The following is a 14,304-nucleotide window of genomic DNA, read 5'->3' as shown; positions in this document are numbered from 1 at the left end:
CCTCCCCCCGAGAGCCTCCAGTCGCCCGCCGCCCACCGCCCACCGCCCACCGCCCACCGCCCACCGCCCACCGCCCACCGCCCACCGCACCCCGCACCCCGCACCCCGCACCCCGCACCCCGCGGCTGGCGCGGCAATCCGCATCCGCGCACCACCGGCTCATGCGCGTGCCGACACCCGGCGAAATGCATGTCCACTCACTGTAGACGCAACCCCACCTTGATTCCGGATCGTATGAATTAAGATGCAGCCGGCACTTCGGGGTGTCCGGCGCTGGGCGACAGAGGCAGTACGCAAGCCGTCGTCCGTACCGGAAGCAAAGGCCGTCCGCGCGATCGAACCGGGCGAGGCTCGACGAAAGCGCGGCATTCCATATCCATTGAATGGCACTGCTTATCAATATGCGCGGCAGGTTCGACCTGCTGCACGGGCAAGCACATGCCGTCAATCCAGAACAAGAGGATTGTGATGAAACCCGTTACCTGGACGGCCATGGCCGTCGTTCTCGCGTTGACCGCATGCGGCGGCGACGACGTCTCGACCAAGAGCGGTGCGTCGCAGTCGACGCCGACCTCCCCCGGATCACCTTCCGGCACGACATCGCCCGGCGGCGGCTCGAACGGCGGCTCGAATGGCGGGCCGACCGGCGGCGGAACCACGCAGCCGCAGGCCGGCTGGTCGACGGCCGTCGCGGTGGACGGCAAGGGGCCGGAAGGCGACCCCAGCGTGACGATCGACGCGAGCGGCAATGCGCTCGCCACCTGGATGACCGTCGACCCGGCCAGTCCGTACGGCAACGAAATGTGGGGCGCGCGCTATGTCCCCGGTTCGGGCTGGCAAAGCGCGACGCGGCTCGACACGAGCGACGGTACGCATTCGATGAACGGATTGACCGGCGTTCCGCCGCAGCTGGTCGGCAATGCGAGCGGCCAGGCGGTCGCGTTCTGGACCGAATGGATGCCGGGCCCCAACACGTACGCATTGTGGGCGCGCCCGTACAGCCCGGGCGCCGGCTGGGGCACGGCGTCCGAACTGGCAGCGGACATGAGCGGTTCGTCCTACACGGCCGGGATCGACAGCCAGGGCAATGCGCTCGTCGCCTGGACGCAGTCGATCAGCCTGCTCGATACGCGCATCGCCTGGACGCGCTATACGCAGGCGGGACAGTGGTCGCCCACGGCGCTGATCCAGATGCCGGTGCAGACCGGGCCGGGTGCGGTGACCGGCGATACGGACAACGTGAGGCCGATGATGTCGGTCCTGTCGTCCGGCCGCGCGGTGCTCGCGTGGCGGCAGACCAACCATACGCATTCGGCGCTGTGGACGGCCACGTATGACCCGACCAACGGCTGGACCGACGTCAACCAGGCCGTGTCGAACACGAGCCTGTTTACGACGATCATCTCGCCCGCGGCCGGCATGGACGCGAAGGGCAACATCACGCTGGTGTGGGGGCAGCTCGACGTGACCGGCGGGCATCTCGAGACGACCACGATGGCGCAATGCTTCGTCGCCGGCACCGGGTGGCAGCCGGCCGCGCCGGTGGCGCCGGCGATCACTGAGCCGACCGGCTTCATCGCGACGCCGATGCTGACCGTCAACGACAACGGCATCGCGGCCGTGATGTGGGCGGAGGGCGGCGCGGTGCTGCAGGCGAGCGTGTCCGATGCCGGCGGAAACTGGGGGCCGCTGCAGCGGCTGACGGAACACCTGAACGGGGCGGCCGCCCAGTACCCGTCGCTGGTGATCGACGCGGCGGGCCACGTGACGGTCGCATGGCAGGACACGGGCTTGCCGGGCGCGTCGGCCGTCATCGCGGCCCGCTACCGGGACGGGGCGTGGAGCGCGTCGACGGTGGCGGCACAGAGCGCATCGTGGCCGGCGCTGGCCGTCAACGCGACGGGGTCGATGGCACTCCTCTGGCAATCGTACGTCGCGAGTATCGGCAGCCAGCTGCAGTCCAGTTTCTATACCCCGGGCTCGTGATCGCGTTGCGCGGGAAACCGAAGGAGAAGCCATGAAGAAGACCTTGCTTTGCACCGTACGGACCGCGCTGGGCGCCGCGGCCGCCGGCCTCGCGCTGGCCGGTTGCGGCACGACGCAGATGAACATGACCGACGTGCAGACATCGACCGCGAAGACGATCGGCCTTGCGTCGTCGGACGAAATCACGATCGCCAACGTGCAGTACGGGAAGAAGAACGGGCTCGGCGGCCAGCAGGTGAGTTACGACGCGACCACCGGCAAGGGGCGGCGCTTCACCTGCACCGTGTTCATGATTCCCGGCCTCACGCCGATCGACCGGCCGACGTACAACGACTGGGAATGCCACCCGCGTCGCTGACGCCCGCGCTGCCCGCCGCGCGCATGTCGATCGACGGCGCGGCGGGCACTGCGACGAACCCGCTGTCCACCGCCGCATTTTGGTCCGATAATCGACGAACCGATCCCTTCCTTTCCTATCGGCTCGAATGAAAACTGCCATGGATCAAGCGGATGCCATCCCCGTCTTCAAGTTTCGTACCACCGACTATCCGGTGCGGGACCGATTCCACGTGTGGGTCAAGGACATGCTCTGCGACTACCGGCTGGACGACCTCGGCGACTACGGCGCGTTCAACGCGGAAGCGACCGGCGCGGCGCTCGGCCCGCTGATCTTCTCGAGCCGGTGCTGGCGGTCGCGCGCGCCGACCTACTCGGTGCACCGCACGACGCGGCGGATCCGGCTCGACGGCCAGGATTCGATCCGCTTCACGCTGCTGCTGGGCGGCCATCTCACGTGCCGCACCGGCGGGCCGGAGCTGGTCAAGCGCGCGGGCGACCTGTTCGTCTATGACGTCGCGCAGGTCAACGATTGCCGGGTCGAGGCCGGCGACGTGATCAGCCTCGTGGTGCCGCGCTATCTGCTGCCGGCCCATGCGGCGAACGCGCACGGGCAGACGCTGGCGAGCGGTGTCGGGCGGCTGCTCGGCGACCAGATGCTGTCGCTGCACCGCAACCTGCCGAACCTGCGCACGCACGAATTGCCGAGCGTCGTGCAATCGTTGCTGCTGCTCATGAGCGCGGCCGTCGCCCCGAGCGCACAGGCGTTCGACGAGGCGCGCGGCCCGATCGACACCGCGCTGATCGAGCGCGTGCGGCGCTATATCGACGCGCACCTGCTGGAGCCCGACCTCGCACCCGAGCGGATCTGCCGGGACATCGGCGTGTCGCGGGCGCGGCTTTATCAGCTGTTCAAGGAAGAGGGCGGCGTGATGCGGCAGCTCACGCGCAGGCGGCTGCGTCACGCGTACCACGTGCTCGGCGATCCGCAGCGCCGGCACCAGCGCATCGCGGAGATTGCATGGGCGCACGGCTTTCCGGACGAGAAGTACTTCCATCGGCTGTTCAAGGCCGAGTTCGGCCATACGCCGAAGGAAACGCCGGCATGCGCGGCGGCGCCGGTTCTGCTGCCGTTCGGCGCGGACGATGAAAGCCGCTGGGGAGACGGCGGGCGACTGAAGGGGTGGACGCTGCCGTTCGGGGTACTCAACAACTGAGCGGATCACGCGTGATGATTCAACGCGGAAGTCGCGCCATTCGTGCCATTCGCGCTCGCACGTCACGCCTCGTTCGCAGCGCTGTCGCCCATGTCGCCTTCGATCGCGGCCATCAGATCGTCGACGCTCACCATCAGCGCCCGAACCTGCCGCAGCGATTCGTACTGGTGCAGCACCGTGCGCCATGACGGCAGTTCCAGCAGCGCTTGCCAGACGGCGCCGAGGCCATGCGGATCGGCATCCGCGCACTGCGCGAGCGCGCTCGCGTATTCGAGGCTCGCCGGCGCCGACAGCAACTGCATCCGGCTTGCGGCACCCAGCAAGCGCGGCGCCGGGTCTGCCGACGCATCGCAGCAGTACAGCACTTCGCGCTGCAATGCCGCGTCGTCGATCGTCAGCGCGCGCAGCGACGCGCCGTGCAGGCGTACCGTGCCTTCGCGCGTGTCGAACGCATAGACGGTGTCCGGATCGGCTTGCGCGAGCAGGCTCAGGCCGCGCAGCAGGCGCGGCAGATCGGTCGTCGCGGCATCCGCGGACGCTTTCGCTTCGACGAGAAACACGACGTGCCACGCGGCCGACGGATCGTCGCCGCGCGCGCGAGCGAGCAGCACCGCATCCCACTCGGTCTTCGCGCGGTCGTGCTTGGCCGGTATCGAAGCCGGCACGCGCATCGACGTGACCACGCGATACGTGCGCTGCGCATCGCTCGCATCGAGCTGCGCGGCCAGGGCGTCGAGCGCCTGCGCGGCCAGCGCCTCGACGGCCGCGCCCCGCTGTTGCGACGTGACACCTTGCGCGACGGCGAGCGCGCTGCCTTCGAGCGGACCCTGGCGGCTCCACAGCGTGCGGTACAGCCGGACGTCCGGATCCGGCGCCAGCGCATCGAGACGCCGCAGCCGCGCGAGCGCGGCGCTGTCCTTCAGTCTGGCGACGTCCTGTTCGAACGCGGTGTCGGTCGCCATCTCCGGCCGCGCGAGCAGCTGCCGCAGCGCGGCGTCGAGATCGTCCCACGACGCGCGGGCCGCGGCCGCATGCAGCCGCGCGAGCGGTTCGCGTTGCCATGCCTGCGCATGCCGCTCGAGCCGGGCCGGATGCGCGATCGTGTTGACGGCCGAGCGCAGCGCGCGCCGGTCCTGCTCGGCATGCGCGGCGAGCGATGCGTATTCGCGCACGGCCGCCGCGCGATGCCGAAGCACCGCGGCCTGGAAGGCGGGGTCGCCGGATTGCGGGTCCATCGCGTCGCCGATCATCCGCGCGAGCGCATCGATGAAGCGGCGTTGCAATGCGGGGTCGGGCGTGCGGCCGTCGGCCTGCATCCGGCGCGCTTCTTCGATCGCGACGGCGATGACGACGGCCGGGTTCGCGGCGTCGGCCAGCGACGGCGCGCGCACGAGCGGCGGCAACCGGTAGCGGCGATCGACGGTGCGCAGGACTTCGTCCAGCAGGGCGGGCAACGGTGTCGGCGGCATGGCGAATGTCGGAAAGGCACGCGGTTCAAGCGTGACGGGCGTTGTGCAACGGTATCACGCAGCGTCGGCAGGCGGGGCGGGCGCCGCGTTCGTCGCGAGCCGCCCCCGCCGCTGAACGTCAGGCCGTCAGCCCGTCAAGCCGTCAGCGTCACCGACAGGCTGCCGAGTTCACCGAAGCGCACCGTCAGCGCATCGCCGAGCGGCACGTCGATCGCGCCCGCATACGAACCGGTCGTCACGATCTGGCCGGCCCGCGCGCCGTCGCCGCGCGATGCGAGGAAATTGACCAGCCATACCAGCGGCTTGAGCGGATCGCCGTCCGGATGACGGCCGTCGATCGTGCGATTCAGCGCACCCTCGAACGACAGCGCGAGCGTCTCGAGCGGCACGTTCAATCCGTCCGGCACGACGGGACCCACGCACAATCCCTGGTTGAACTGCCCGTCGGCGAGCAGTTCGAACTTCGATGCGCGTGTGGGCTCCGCATAGCGGCAACCCAGCACCTCGAGCACGATGCGCACTTCGCGGATCGCGCCGCGCACGTCGTGCTCGTCGTACGGCTGCGCGCGGGCGGGCAGGTCGCGATCGAGCACGAACGCGATTTCCGGCTCGATCCGCACGATCGGGCCGCCGACGACGCGGTACGGCGCATCGGCCGCGCGGATCGTCGACGCGAAGATCGGCGCGACGATCACGCGGTCAGGCGGCGGCAGCGCGCATTTCCATCCGCCGATGGATTCGCCGAGCAGGTCGGCGACGCGATGCTGGATCGCGAGTGCGGTATCGACGTTCTCGGGGCGCAAGGCGTCGGGCAGCAGCGGGCCGGGCACGCCGGCATGGCGGGCGGCGACGAGATGCTGGGCGGCGCCGTCCACGCGTTCGGTAGTCGTTGTCATGTCGGTTGAGCGAGTTGAAAGTGAGCCGGCAAAAAAGGGCCGGACGAAGGTCGTAACGTCGATGATAGCGCCTTCGGCGGCATGGCCGCTCGGCAGCACGGTTCGGCCACCGGGACGGCACCCCGGCTGCTCCGCGTGGCGCTTTGCCGCACGACCCGCTGTCGGGGAATCTTGATCGCCGTCAACCTTCGAACCGGCCGTCCGCCGATGATGGGCACATGGCCGCGCGCGACCGCGCCCGGCAACTCACCCCAGCGAGGTTCGCATGTACAAGAAGATCATGGTGGCCGTCGACGGCAGCGCTTCGTCGAAACAGGCGCTTGCCGAGGCAGTGAAGGTGGCACTGGCGGGCGACACGCACGTCAGCGCCGTCTATGTGGTCGACAAGTCGGTGCTGTTCACGTACGCGGGCCGTTTCGACCCGCACGCGCTCATCGAGGAAATCCGCGACGACGGGCGCAAGGTGCTGCGTGAAGCCGAACAGATCATCGCACTGGCCGGCGCGAAGGGCGAGGCCGAGCTCGTCGAAACCGAGAGCATCGGCGAGGACGTCGCGGAACGCCTGCAGCGTTACGTGACGGAGCGCGGGATCGATCTCGCGGTGGTCGGCACGCACGGGCGGCGCGGCATCCGGCGCGTGCTGCTCGGGAGCGTCGCCGAGCGCTTCGTGCGCGGCGCGAAGTGCCCGGTGCTGCTGATTCGCGGCGACGATTCCGGCGAGCCGGCGTCCGCCGCGGCAGCCTGACGCGAGCGCACGATGATACGTCGCCAGTACCGGATCGTCGTCGCGGCGATCGCCGTGTTCGTGTCGCTCGCGGGGATGATGGCCGTCGTGACCGGGCTGCTTTTCGACGCGACGATCGCGCTGCGCGGCGGCGCGATCGCGTTGATCGTCGGCGTGGCCTGCTTTGTCGTGATGCTCAACCCGGGGCCGAAGGGCGAGGGGTGACGCGCGGCCGGCGTCGATTCTGTCCGTGCGGCGCACGCCTGTGACAGGCTGACCGTTCCCGCGCGAAGCCGTAAACCCCGGCATCGCGCGCGTGTCTCGCAGCGCTCGAGGCGTTTTCGAGCGTCGGCAGTTCTGTCAAACTGGCGCCCATGACACCGCGCCTCGCCTCACCGCCTTCCTCCGATTCCGCGCCTACGCCCGCAGGTTTTCCCGACGCCGACGAACTGGCCGCGCTGCGAGCGTGGTATGCGGGCATGACCGTGCGTCAGGCCGTCGAGCGCTATTTGCCCGATCGTCTCGGCGACGGGCGCTCGGCGCGCGGCGTGATCGGCGGGATTCGCCGCGGCCTCGTGCGCGTCGCGCGGCAGGCCGGGCGACCCGACCTCGCGGAGCAGCTCGGTCATGCCGACAGCGCGCGCATCCAGATGGCGAAGGCCGCGACCGATGCGATCGGCGTGCTGCGCCATGCGCGCGCGCCGGTGCCGCAGATCAGCGACGACGTCGGCTTGTGGCTGCCGGCGCGCGCCGTCGTCGCGCTGCGTGCGCACGGGATCGCGACGCTGGCCGACCTGACCGTGCGGATTCCGCGGCGGCGTCAGTGGTGGCGCGCGATCGCGGGGCTCGGCATGGCGAGCGCGCGGCATATCGAGGCGTTCTTTTCCGCGCATCCCGACCTGACCGAGCGGGCGCGTGCGCTGATCGCGGCCACGCCGCGCAGCGGCATCGTGCCGTGGGAGCAGCTGAAGCTGCCGCACGAAGTCGACGGATCGAACGGCACGTTCCGCGCGCCGCGCGCAACCAGCACGCTCGACGCGGACAACGATTACGCGGCCGTGCACGCGTGGCTGTCGCTGCACGAATCGGCCGCGACGCGCCGCGCGTACCGGAAGGAAGCCGAGCGGCTGATCCTGTGGGCGATCGTCGAGCGCGGGCGCGCGCTGTCGTCGCTGACCACCGAGGATGCGGTCGCGTATCGCGCGTTCCTGCGCAACCCGGCGCCGCACGAGCGCTGGGTCGGGCCGGTGCGGCCGCGCGGCGCGCCGGACTGGCGGCCGTTTTCGGGCGGGCTGTCCGCGCGCTCGGCCGCGTACACGCTGTCGGTGCTCGGTGCGCTGTTCCGCTGGCTGATCGAGCAGCGCTACTTGCTCGCGAATCCGTTCGCGGGCGTCAAGGTGCGCGACACGCGCGGCGCGAATGCGCTCGACACGTCGCATGCGTTCACCGAAGGCGAGTGGCTGCTCGTGCGCACGATCGCGGACGGGCTCGAGTTTCGCAAGGACAAACCGTCCGGCGCGCCGCAGTCCGGCTGGACGCCGGCCGCCGCGCAACGGCTGCGCTTCATCCTCGATTTCGGCTATGCGACCGGGCTGCGTGCGAGCGAGCTGGTCGGCGCGACGCTCGGCGACATCGAAACGGACGCGCACGGCGATGCATGGCTGAAGGTGATCGGCAAAGGCAGCAAGGCCGCGCGTGTCGCGCTGCCGCCGCTCGCGCGCACGGCGCTCGACCGGCATCTGGTCGCGCGGCGGCTGCCGGTGACGCCGGTGCGCTGGCGCCCGGATACGCCGCTGATTGCGAGTCTCGCGGAAGACGGCGCGGCCGGCATCACGAGCGTGCGGCTGTGGAAGGTGATGCAGCGGTTCTTCGCGCAGACGGCCGCGCTCGTCGATGACGACAATCCTGCGCTCGCGCAGAAGCTGCGGCAGGCCAGCCCGCACTGGATGCGCCATACGCACGCGACGCATGCGCTCGCGCGCGGCGCGGAGCTGACGACGGTGCGCGACAACCTGCGCCATGCGTCGATCTCGACGACGTCGATTTATCTGCATGGAGACGATGTGAAGCGGGCGCGGCAGATGTCGAGTGCGTTTTCGGCTGACAAATGAGCTGGGGGAGCACGGTGCACGAGCGATTGCGCGACGATTGAACGGAACGACACCGCATCGGTGACGGTCAGAACGGTTATTCGATCACGGAGCGCATGAATGGCATCGAGTCAGGGAACCGTGGATTTCATCGTCGAGCAGATGGCTGCGGCGGGCGCCGTGTCGGCCCGCAAGATGTTCGGCGAATACGGCATCTACTGCGACGGCAAGATGGTCGCGCTGGTGTGCGACGACCGGTTGTTCGTCAAGCCGACGCCCGACGGGCGTGCGTTTCTCGGTGCGTGCGAGGAAGGTCCGCCGTATCCGTCGGCGAAGCCGCATCTCGTCATCGGAGGAGAGCGCTGGGACGACCGCGAATGGCTGTCGACGCTGATCCGGATCACGGCCGCGCAACTGCCGGTGCCGGTGAAGCGCAGCCGATAGCGGTCGGCGTATTCTGTGAACCATGCGCGCTTCCCCCGCGCCCCCGCTGGAGCACAAGAATGGAGACATCCACCCCCCCGCAAGCCCCGCGCTACGCCCGCCGCGCCTGGCACGCGCTCGTCGCGGCGCTATGGGTCGGCTGGAGCGCGCTGTCGTTCGGCGCGGACGGCGCCGACGGCGCGGCGGCCCTGCTCGACCGTTACCACAGCCTCGGCGAGCAACTGAAGAACAACCCGTTCCACCGCCCGCTGTACCTCGAATCGTCCGAGGCATCTTCATCGCTGAAGGGCGATATCTACGCGGTCGTCGACTATCCGTTCGCCGTCGTCAACGGCAAGCTGAACGATCCCGCGCAGGGCCCCGCGAACTGGTGCGCGGTGCTGATCCTGCACCTGAACACGAAGTACTGTCACGCGTCGACCGGCGGCAACGGCCCGGTGCTCGACGTGAACCTCGGCCGCAAGATCGAGCAGAAGCTGTCGGACACCTACCGCGTGCAGTTCCGCTACCGCGTGGCCGCCGCGACGCCCGACTACTTCCAGGTCGACCTGACCGCCGACAGCGGCCCGATGGGCACGAAGGATTACCGGATCGCGCTCGAGGCCGTGCCGGTCGGCGCGTCGCGCACGTTCCTGCACCTCACGTATTCGTACGGCTTCGGCACGGTCGGCCGCATGGCGATGAAGACCTACCTCGCGACGGTCGGCAGCGACAAGGTCGGGTTCACGGCCGCGAGCGGCGCATCGGCTGCGCAGCCGCAATACATCGGCGGCGTGCGCGGATTGCTGGAGCGCAACACGATGCGCTACTACCTCGCGATCGACACGTATCTCGCGACGCTCGACAAGCCGCTCGACCAGCGCCTCGCGCGCTGGTTCGACGCGACCGAGCAGTATCCGCAGCAACTGCACGAAGTCGAGCGCGGCGCGTATCTGCAGATGAAGGCGCAGGAGGTGCAGCGGCAGCAGACGGCGCGATGACGCCGCCTGCCGCGCGCTGCTCGGCGTCGATCAGTTCGACGCGCCGCCGACCGTGCGAATGCTGTGCCACTGCCCCTGTTCGACGCGGAACAGCGTGTAGGGCGGCTTGATCAGGTCGCCGCGCTCGTCGAACGAGATCTTCCCGGTCACGCCCGTGACCGACACGCCCGGCAGGCTCGCGACGATCCTGCTGCGGTCGACCGAGTCGGCCTTGCGGATCGCCGCGATCATCGCGAGCGTCGCGTCGTACGCAAACGGCGCATACAGCTCGACGTCCTGGTTGAAGCGCGCCTTGTAGCGCTGCGCGAACGCGATCGCCGACGGCAGCTTGTCGAGCGCCGGCCCCGGCTCGAGATCCTGCGTACCTTCGCCCGCATTGCCGGCGATCTTCAGGAACGCATTGCTTTTCAGCGCGCCGGCGCCGAACAGCTGCGCGCGGATGCCGAGCGAGCGCATCTGCTTGACGAGCATCGCGCCCTGTTCGTCGAGGCCGCCGAAGAACAGCAGGTCGATGTTGTTGCTCTTCATCGTGGTCAGGATGCCGCGGAAATCGACCGCCTTGTCGTTCGTGTATTCTCGGCCGACGATGGTGCCGTGCGCGTCCTTCACGCCTTTCTCGAATGCGTCCGCGAGCCCCTGGCCGAATGCGGTGCGGTCGTCGATGATGCCGATCCGCTTGGCCTTCAGCTGCTCGACCGCGAAGCGTCCGGCGACCACGCCGCCGACGCCGTCGTGCCCCATCGTGCGGAACACGTTCTTGAAGCCCTGCATCGTCAGTTGCGGATTGGTCGAGCCGGGCGTGATCATCGCGACGTTCGCCTGCTTGTAGACGGCCGACGCGGGGATGCTGCAGCCCGAGTTGTAGTGGCCGACCACGCCGACCACGCCGTCGTCGACGAGCTTCTGCCCGACCTGGATCGCGATGCGCGGATCGGCCTGGTCGTCCTGCACGTCGAGCACGAAGCGCACGGGCTTGCCGCCGATGGTCGGGTGTTTCGCGTTCTCCTCGTCGAGCGCGAGCTGCGCGCCGTATTGCAGGTCCTTGCCGACGCGTGCGACCGGGCCCGTCAGCGGGCCGGCGAAGCCGATCTTGACGGTTTCCGGGTCCGCGGCCTGCGCGGACGCGGTGACCGTGCCGATCGAGCAGACGGCCAGCCATGCCAGCCAGTTACGACGATTCATGATGCCTCCTTGCAGTGGTGGAAGTGGCGGCGCGCGTCAGAATCGCGCGGCCCGGTAGGGGGTGAGATCCAGCGGCGGCGCGCGTTGCGCGACGAGATCGGCGACGATCCGCCCGGTGATGCCGGCGAGCGTGACGCCGAGATGCTGGTGGCCGAACGCGTGGATCACGCGCTCGCTGCGCCGCGCGCGGCCGATCACGGGCACGCCGTCCGGCAGCGTGGGCCGAAAGCCGAGCCAGCTGCGCGTCGGCGCGCCGAGCGATGGCAGTGCCTCGCGCGCGGAGCGGGTGAGCAGCGCGACCAGCGAGCGGTTCATGCCGGCGTCGAAGCCGCCGAGTTCGACGGTGCCGGCCGCGCGTAATCCTTCGTCGAGCGGCGTCATGTAGAACCCGCGCTCGGCCCAGCCGACCGGCCGCGTGACGATCTGCTCGTGCGCGGCGAACTGCACGTGGTAGCCGCGCTCGGTGTCGAGCGGTACGGCGTCGCCGCACGCGGCGGCGAATGCGCGCGAGCGGGCGCCGGCGGCAATCACCACATGATCGAAGCGGCGCACGGTGCCGCCCGCATGCAGGCTCACGCCGTCGCCGACGGGCTCGATCCGTTCGACCTGCGCGCGTTCGAGCGTCGCGCCGCCGGTTGCCAGGTGCGCGAACAGTTCGCCGAGGAACCCGCAGGGATCGGAGAAATGCCAGCTCCCGTGGAACAGCACGCCGCGCGTGAAGATCGGCGCGAGCGCGGGCTCGAGCCGGCGGATCGCGTCCGCGTCGAGCGTGTCGAACGGCACGCCGAGCCGGCGCCGCAGCGCGAGCGACGGCTGCGCGGCGTCGAACGACGCCTGCCGTGCGTACAGATACAGGCATTCGCGCGGCCGCACGAATGCCGCGAGCCGCGACGGCGCGAGCAACGGCGCATAGCCGTCGGCGGCGCGCGTCAGCAGCGCGGCCAGCGCGCTCGCGCTGCGCGCGTGATGCGCGGGCGTCGACGCGACGAGGAACCGTGCGAGCCACGGCGCGCCGCGCAGCAGGTAAGGCCAGCGGATGCGCAGCGGGCTGTCGGCGCCGAACAGGAAGTGCGGCATGTCGCGGAACACGGACGGGCCGTTGACGGGCACGCAGCCATACGGCGCGAACGTCGCGGCGTTGCCGAACGACGCGCCATGGCCGACGCCGGCCGGATCGAACAGCGTGACGCGGTGCCCGTCGCGCTGCAGCCAGGCCGCCGCGCCGAGTCCGATGAAACCTGCACCCACGATGGCGATGTTCGCCATGTCGCCTCTCCTCCGGCACGCGTGATTCACACAAAGATGGGATAAAGAATCACACAGTAATTTTTTGTGTGCAATCAAAAAGCGATTGTATGGCGCTAGCGTTTACCCGATTTCAAGTCACTGTTTTGACTGACCTTTCGGCTGACGTTTGACCGGAAGGGGATGTCATATACAATCGCTGGGCAGGCTTGAACGGCAGACAAACGCTTTTTGTGTGGATACAGGCGACGAATGGCAGCAGACAAATTTTCCGGTGAGCGCGACGGCGACGCGCCCGCGCAGGCGAAGCGGCCGACCTATGTCGAGGTATCGAGCTCGATCGAGGCAGAAATCCGCAACGGCATGTACCCGCCGGGCAGCCGCCTGCCGCCGCAGCGCCAGCTCGCGACGGAGCTCGGCATCAACGTGTCGACCGTGTCGCGCGCGTACAAGGAACTGCAGCTGCGCGGCCTCGTGATCGGCAGCAAGCGGCGCGGGTCGCTCGTCACCGGCGGCGCGATGCCGAGCATCGAGCCGGCCCGCGCGTCGCTCGCGGCGGGCAACGGGGTGATCGACCTGACGGTGAACCGGCCGGCGACCGGCGAGTTTCTGGCGTGCCTCGCGCAGACGTTTGGCACGCTGCCGGCCGATCCGCGGTTCGCCTCGTTGCAGGAATACCAGCCGCCGCAGGGCCCCGACTGGGCGCGCGCCGCGGGCGCGCAGTGGCTGGCCGCGCCGGGCTTCACGCCGTCGCGCGACCAGGTGGTCGTCACGAGCGGCGCGCAGCACGGGCTTTATGCGGTGCTGAACAGCCTGATCGGCACCGACGGCGTGATCGTCGCCGACCGGCTCACGTATTACGGCCTGAAGGCGCTCGCGCCGGTGTTCCAGTTCGAGATCGTTAGCGCGCCGGCCGACGACGACGGCCTGCTGCCCGACGAGATCGAGCGGATCTGCCAGCGCATGCCGGTCAAGGCGATCTTCGTCGTGCCGAACCTGCAGAACCCGACCGTGACGACGATGAGCCTCGCGCGCCGCATGGCGCTCGTCGACGTCGCGCGCCGCCATCACGTGACGATCATCGAGGACGACGTGTACGGGCCGCTCGTGCGCGACCGGCTGCCGGCGATCGCGGGCTTGTGTCCCGAGCTCACGTTCCATATCGGCGCGACGTCGAAGATCCTCGCGCCCGGGCTGCGCCTCGGCTACCTGAGCTGCCCGCGCGACAGCGTCGCGCTGTGCGCGGAAGCGGTGCGCACCACCGCGTGGATGCCCGCGCCGACGTCGATGCTGATCGCGACGGTGTGGATCGAGAACGGCACCGCCGAGCGGATCATGAGCGCGCAGCTGGCGGAGATCCGCGCGCGCGTCGATCTGGCGCGGGAACTGCTGCCGGCCGGGCACCTGAAGTCGGATCCCGCATGCATGTTCGTGTGGCTGCGGCTGCCGCCGCCGTGGCGGGCCGACGACTTCGCCGCGAACGCGAAGGCCCGCGGCGTGATCGTGATGCCGTCGTCGACGTTCGCGGTCGATCGCGCGGAAATCGAGCACGGCGTGCGCATCAATCTCGCGTGTCCGGCGACCCGCGACGAGCTCGTGAACGGGCTGCGGATTCTGGCCGGCACGCTGAAGGACCGGCCGCGCGCGCTGTTCGGGTCGATCTGACGCGCGCCGTTCGCGCCGAGCCAACCCGCAACGACTTCGACGATCCGCCGCGACAGCGGCGCTGTGCCGT

At 69.6% G+C, this 14,304-nt stretch carries 14 protein-coding genes; 10 read left to right on the top strand and 4 right to left on the bottom strand.

The window, feature by feature from the left end; genetic code table 11:
- Positions 1-468: 468 nt before the first annotated feature.
- From U4Z31_RS31075 to U4Z31_RS31060, 4 genes are read left to right on the top strand one after another with little or no spacing between them, the layout of a single operon-like run.
- The gene (locus U4Z31_RS31075; protein WP_321812348.1) at positions 469-1,986 is read left to right on the top strand and encodes a hypothetical protein; all 1,518 of its coding nucleotides are present in this window, start codon (positions 469-471) and stop codon (positions 1,984-1,986) included.
- Between the two features lie 31 nt (positions 1,987-2,017).
- Positions 2,018-2,344: a hypothetical protein gene (locus U4Z31_RS31070; RefSeq protein WP_044848119.1), complete on the top strand. Its 327-nt coding sequence runs from the start codon at positions 2,018-2,020 to the stop codon at positions 2,342-2,344.
- The gene (locus U4Z31_RS31065; RefSeq protein WP_321812347.1) at positions 2,326-2,475 is read left to right on the top strand and encodes a hypothetical protein; all 150 of its coding nucleotides are present in this window, start codon (positions 2,326-2,328) and stop codon (positions 2,473-2,475) included. The genes U4Z31_RS31070 and U4Z31_RS31065 overlap by 19 nt, the downstream gene beginning before the upstream one ends.
- Positions 2,476-2,483: 8 nt before the next feature.
- The gene (locus tag U4Z31_RS31060) at positions 2,484-3,539 is read left to right on the top strand and encodes an AraC family transcriptional regulator (protein WP_321797576.1); all 1,056 of its coding nucleotides are present in this window, start codon (positions 2,484-2,486) and stop codon (positions 3,537-3,539) included.
- 62 nt (positions 3,540-3,601) lie between these two features.
- On the opposite strand, the gene U4Z31_RS31055 is transcribed toward U4Z31_RS31060, so the two are convergent.
- Entirely contained in the window at positions 3,602-5,008 is a 1,407-nt protein-coding gene (locus tag U4Z31_RS31055; RefSeq protein WP_321812346.1) for a 3-deoxy-D-arabino-heptulosonate 7-phosphate synthase, read from the bottom strand.
- 134 nt (positions 5,009-5,142) lie between these two features.
- Entirely contained in the window at positions 5,143-5,904 is a 762-nt protein-coding gene (locus U4Z31_RS31050) for a 2-keto-4-pentenoate hydratase (RefSeq protein ID WP_321812345.1), read from the bottom strand.
- A 265-nt stretch (positions 5,905-6,169) separates the two neighbouring features.
- Between U4Z31_RS31050 and U4Z31_RS31045 the strand changes: the two genes are divergently transcribed.
- The 5 genes from U4Z31_RS31045 (at position 6,170) to U4Z31_RS31025 (ending at position 10,142) form a co-directional block, all read left to right on the top strand.
- Positions 6,170-6,649, top strand: coding sequence for a universal stress protein (locus tag U4Z31_RS31045; protein ID WP_321812344.1), 480 nt, complete (start codon positions 6,170-6,172; stop codon positions 6,647-6,649).
- A gap of 12 nt (positions 6,650-6,661) precedes the next feature.
- On the top strand, positions 6,662-6,853 hold the full coding sequence (locus U4Z31_RS31040) for a DUF2964 family protein (protein ID WP_044848124.1): 192 nt from the start codon (positions 6,662-6,664) through the stop codon (positions 6,851-6,853).
- Between the two features lie 149 nt (positions 6,854-7,002).
- Positions 7,003-8,739 (top strand): site-specific integrase, encoded by a 1,737-nt coding sequence (locus U4Z31_RS31035; RefSeq protein WP_321812343.1) that lies wholly within the window; start codon positions 7,003-7,005, stop codon positions 8,737-8,739.
- A 99-nt stretch (positions 8,740-8,838) separates the two neighbouring features.
- Positions 8,839-9,162: a TfoX/Sxy family protein gene (locus U4Z31_RS31030; protein ID WP_044848126.1), complete on the top strand. Its 324-nt coding sequence runs from the start codon at positions 8,839-8,841 to the stop codon at positions 9,160-9,162.
- 59 nt (positions 9,163-9,221) lie between these two features.
- The gene (locus tag U4Z31_RS31025) at positions 9,222-10,142 is read left to right on the top strand and encodes a hypothetical protein (protein ID WP_321812342.1); all 921 of its coding nucleotides are present in this window, start codon (positions 9,222-9,224) and stop codon (positions 10,140-10,142) included.
- Positions 10,143-10,172: 30 nt separating this feature from the next.
- Here the strand turns inward: U4Z31_RS31025 and U4Z31_RS31020 are convergent, their stop codons facing one another.
- Positions 10,173-11,324: a branched-chain amino acid ABC transporter substrate-binding protein gene (locus U4Z31_RS31020; RefSeq protein WP_321812341.1), complete on the bottom strand. Its 1,152-nt coding sequence runs from the start codon at positions 11,322-11,324 to the stop codon at positions 10,173-10,175.
- Positions 11,325-11,360: 36 nt separating this feature from the next.
- The gene (locus tag U4Z31_RS31015) at positions 11,361-12,590 is read right to left on the bottom strand and encodes an NAD(P)/FAD-dependent oxidoreductase (RefSeq protein WP_321812340.1); all 1,230 of its coding nucleotides are present in this window, start codon (positions 12,588-12,590) and stop codon (positions 11,361-11,363) included.
- 231 nt (positions 12,591-12,821) lie between these two features.
- On the opposite strand from U4Z31_RS31015, the gene U4Z31_RS31010 reads away from it, so the two are divergent.
- The gene (locus tag U4Z31_RS31010) at positions 12,822-14,234 is read left to right on the top strand and encodes a PLP-dependent aminotransferase family protein (RefSeq protein WP_044848130.1); all 1,413 of its coding nucleotides are present in this window, start codon (positions 12,822-12,824) and stop codon (positions 14,232-14,234) included.
- Positions 14,235-14,304: the final 70 nt, after the last annotated feature.

This window comes from Burkholderia sp. BCC1985 (genome assembly GCF_905339915.1).
Classification (GTDB): domain Bacteria; phylum Pseudomonadota; class Gammaproteobacteria; order Burkholderiales; family Burkholderiaceae; genus Burkholderia.
Note: the sequence above shows the minus strand (reverse complement) of the source record. Positions and strands in the feature narration are given on the sequence as shown.

Excerpts from the sequence above, each read along its gene's own strand:
- U4Z31_RS31050 (WP_321812345.1), bottom strand. The coding sequence starts at position 5,904 with ATGACAACGACTACCGAACGCGTGGACGGCGCCGCCCAGCATCTCGTC.
- U4Z31_RS31040 (WP_044848124.1), top strand. The coding sequence starts at position 6,662 with ATGATACGTCGCCAGTACCGGATCGTCGTCGCGGCGATCGCCGTGTTC.
- U4Z31_RS31055 (WP_321812346.1), bottom strand. The coding sequence starts at position 5,008 with ATGCCGCCGACACCGTTGCCCGCCCTGCTGGACGAAGTCCTGCGCACC.
- U4Z31_RS31025 (WP_321812342.1), top strand. The coding sequence starts at position 9,222 with ATGGAGACATCCACCCCCCCGCAAGCCCCGCGCTACGCCCGCCGCGCC.
- U4Z31_RS31045 (WP_321812344.1), top strand. The coding sequence starts at position 6,170 with ATGTACAAGAAGATCATGGTGGCCGTCGACGGCAGCGCTTCGTCGAAA.
- U4Z31_RS31065 (WP_321812347.1), top strand. The coding sequence starts at position 2,326 with ATGCCACCCGCGTCGCTGACGCCCGCGCTGCCCGCCGCGCGCATGTCG.
- U4Z31_RS31010 (WP_044848130.1), top strand. The coding sequence starts at position 12,822 with ATGGCAGCAGACAAATTTTCCGGTGAGCGCGACGGCGACGCGCCCGCG.
- U4Z31_RS31035 (WP_321812343.1), top strand. The coding sequence starts at position 7,003 with ATGACACCGCGCCTCGCCTCACCGCCTTCCTCCGATTCCGCGCCTACG.
- U4Z31_RS31030 (WP_044848126.1), top strand. The coding sequence starts at position 8,839 with ATGGCATCGAGTCAGGGAACCGTGGATTTCATCGTCGAGCAGATGGCT.
- U4Z31_RS31070 (WP_044848119.1), top strand. The coding sequence starts at position 2,018 with ATGAAGAAGACCTTGCTTTGCACCGTACGGACCGCGCTGGGCGCCGCG.
- U4Z31_RS31060 (WP_321797576.1), top strand. The coding sequence starts at position 2,484 with ATGGATCAAGCGGATGCCATCCCCGTCTTCAAGTTTCGTACCACCGAC.
- U4Z31_RS31015 (WP_321812340.1), bottom strand. The coding sequence starts at position 12,590 with ATGGCGAACATCGCCATCGTGGGTGCAGGTTTCATCGGACTCGGCGCG.
- U4Z31_RS31075 (WP_321812348.1), top strand. The coding sequence starts at position 469 with ATGAAACCCGTTACCTGGACGGCCATGGCCGTCGTTCTCGCGTTGACC.
- U4Z31_RS31020 (WP_321812341.1), bottom strand. The coding sequence starts at position 11,324 with ATGAATCGTCGTAACTGGCTGGCATGGCTGGCCGTCTGCTCGATCGGC.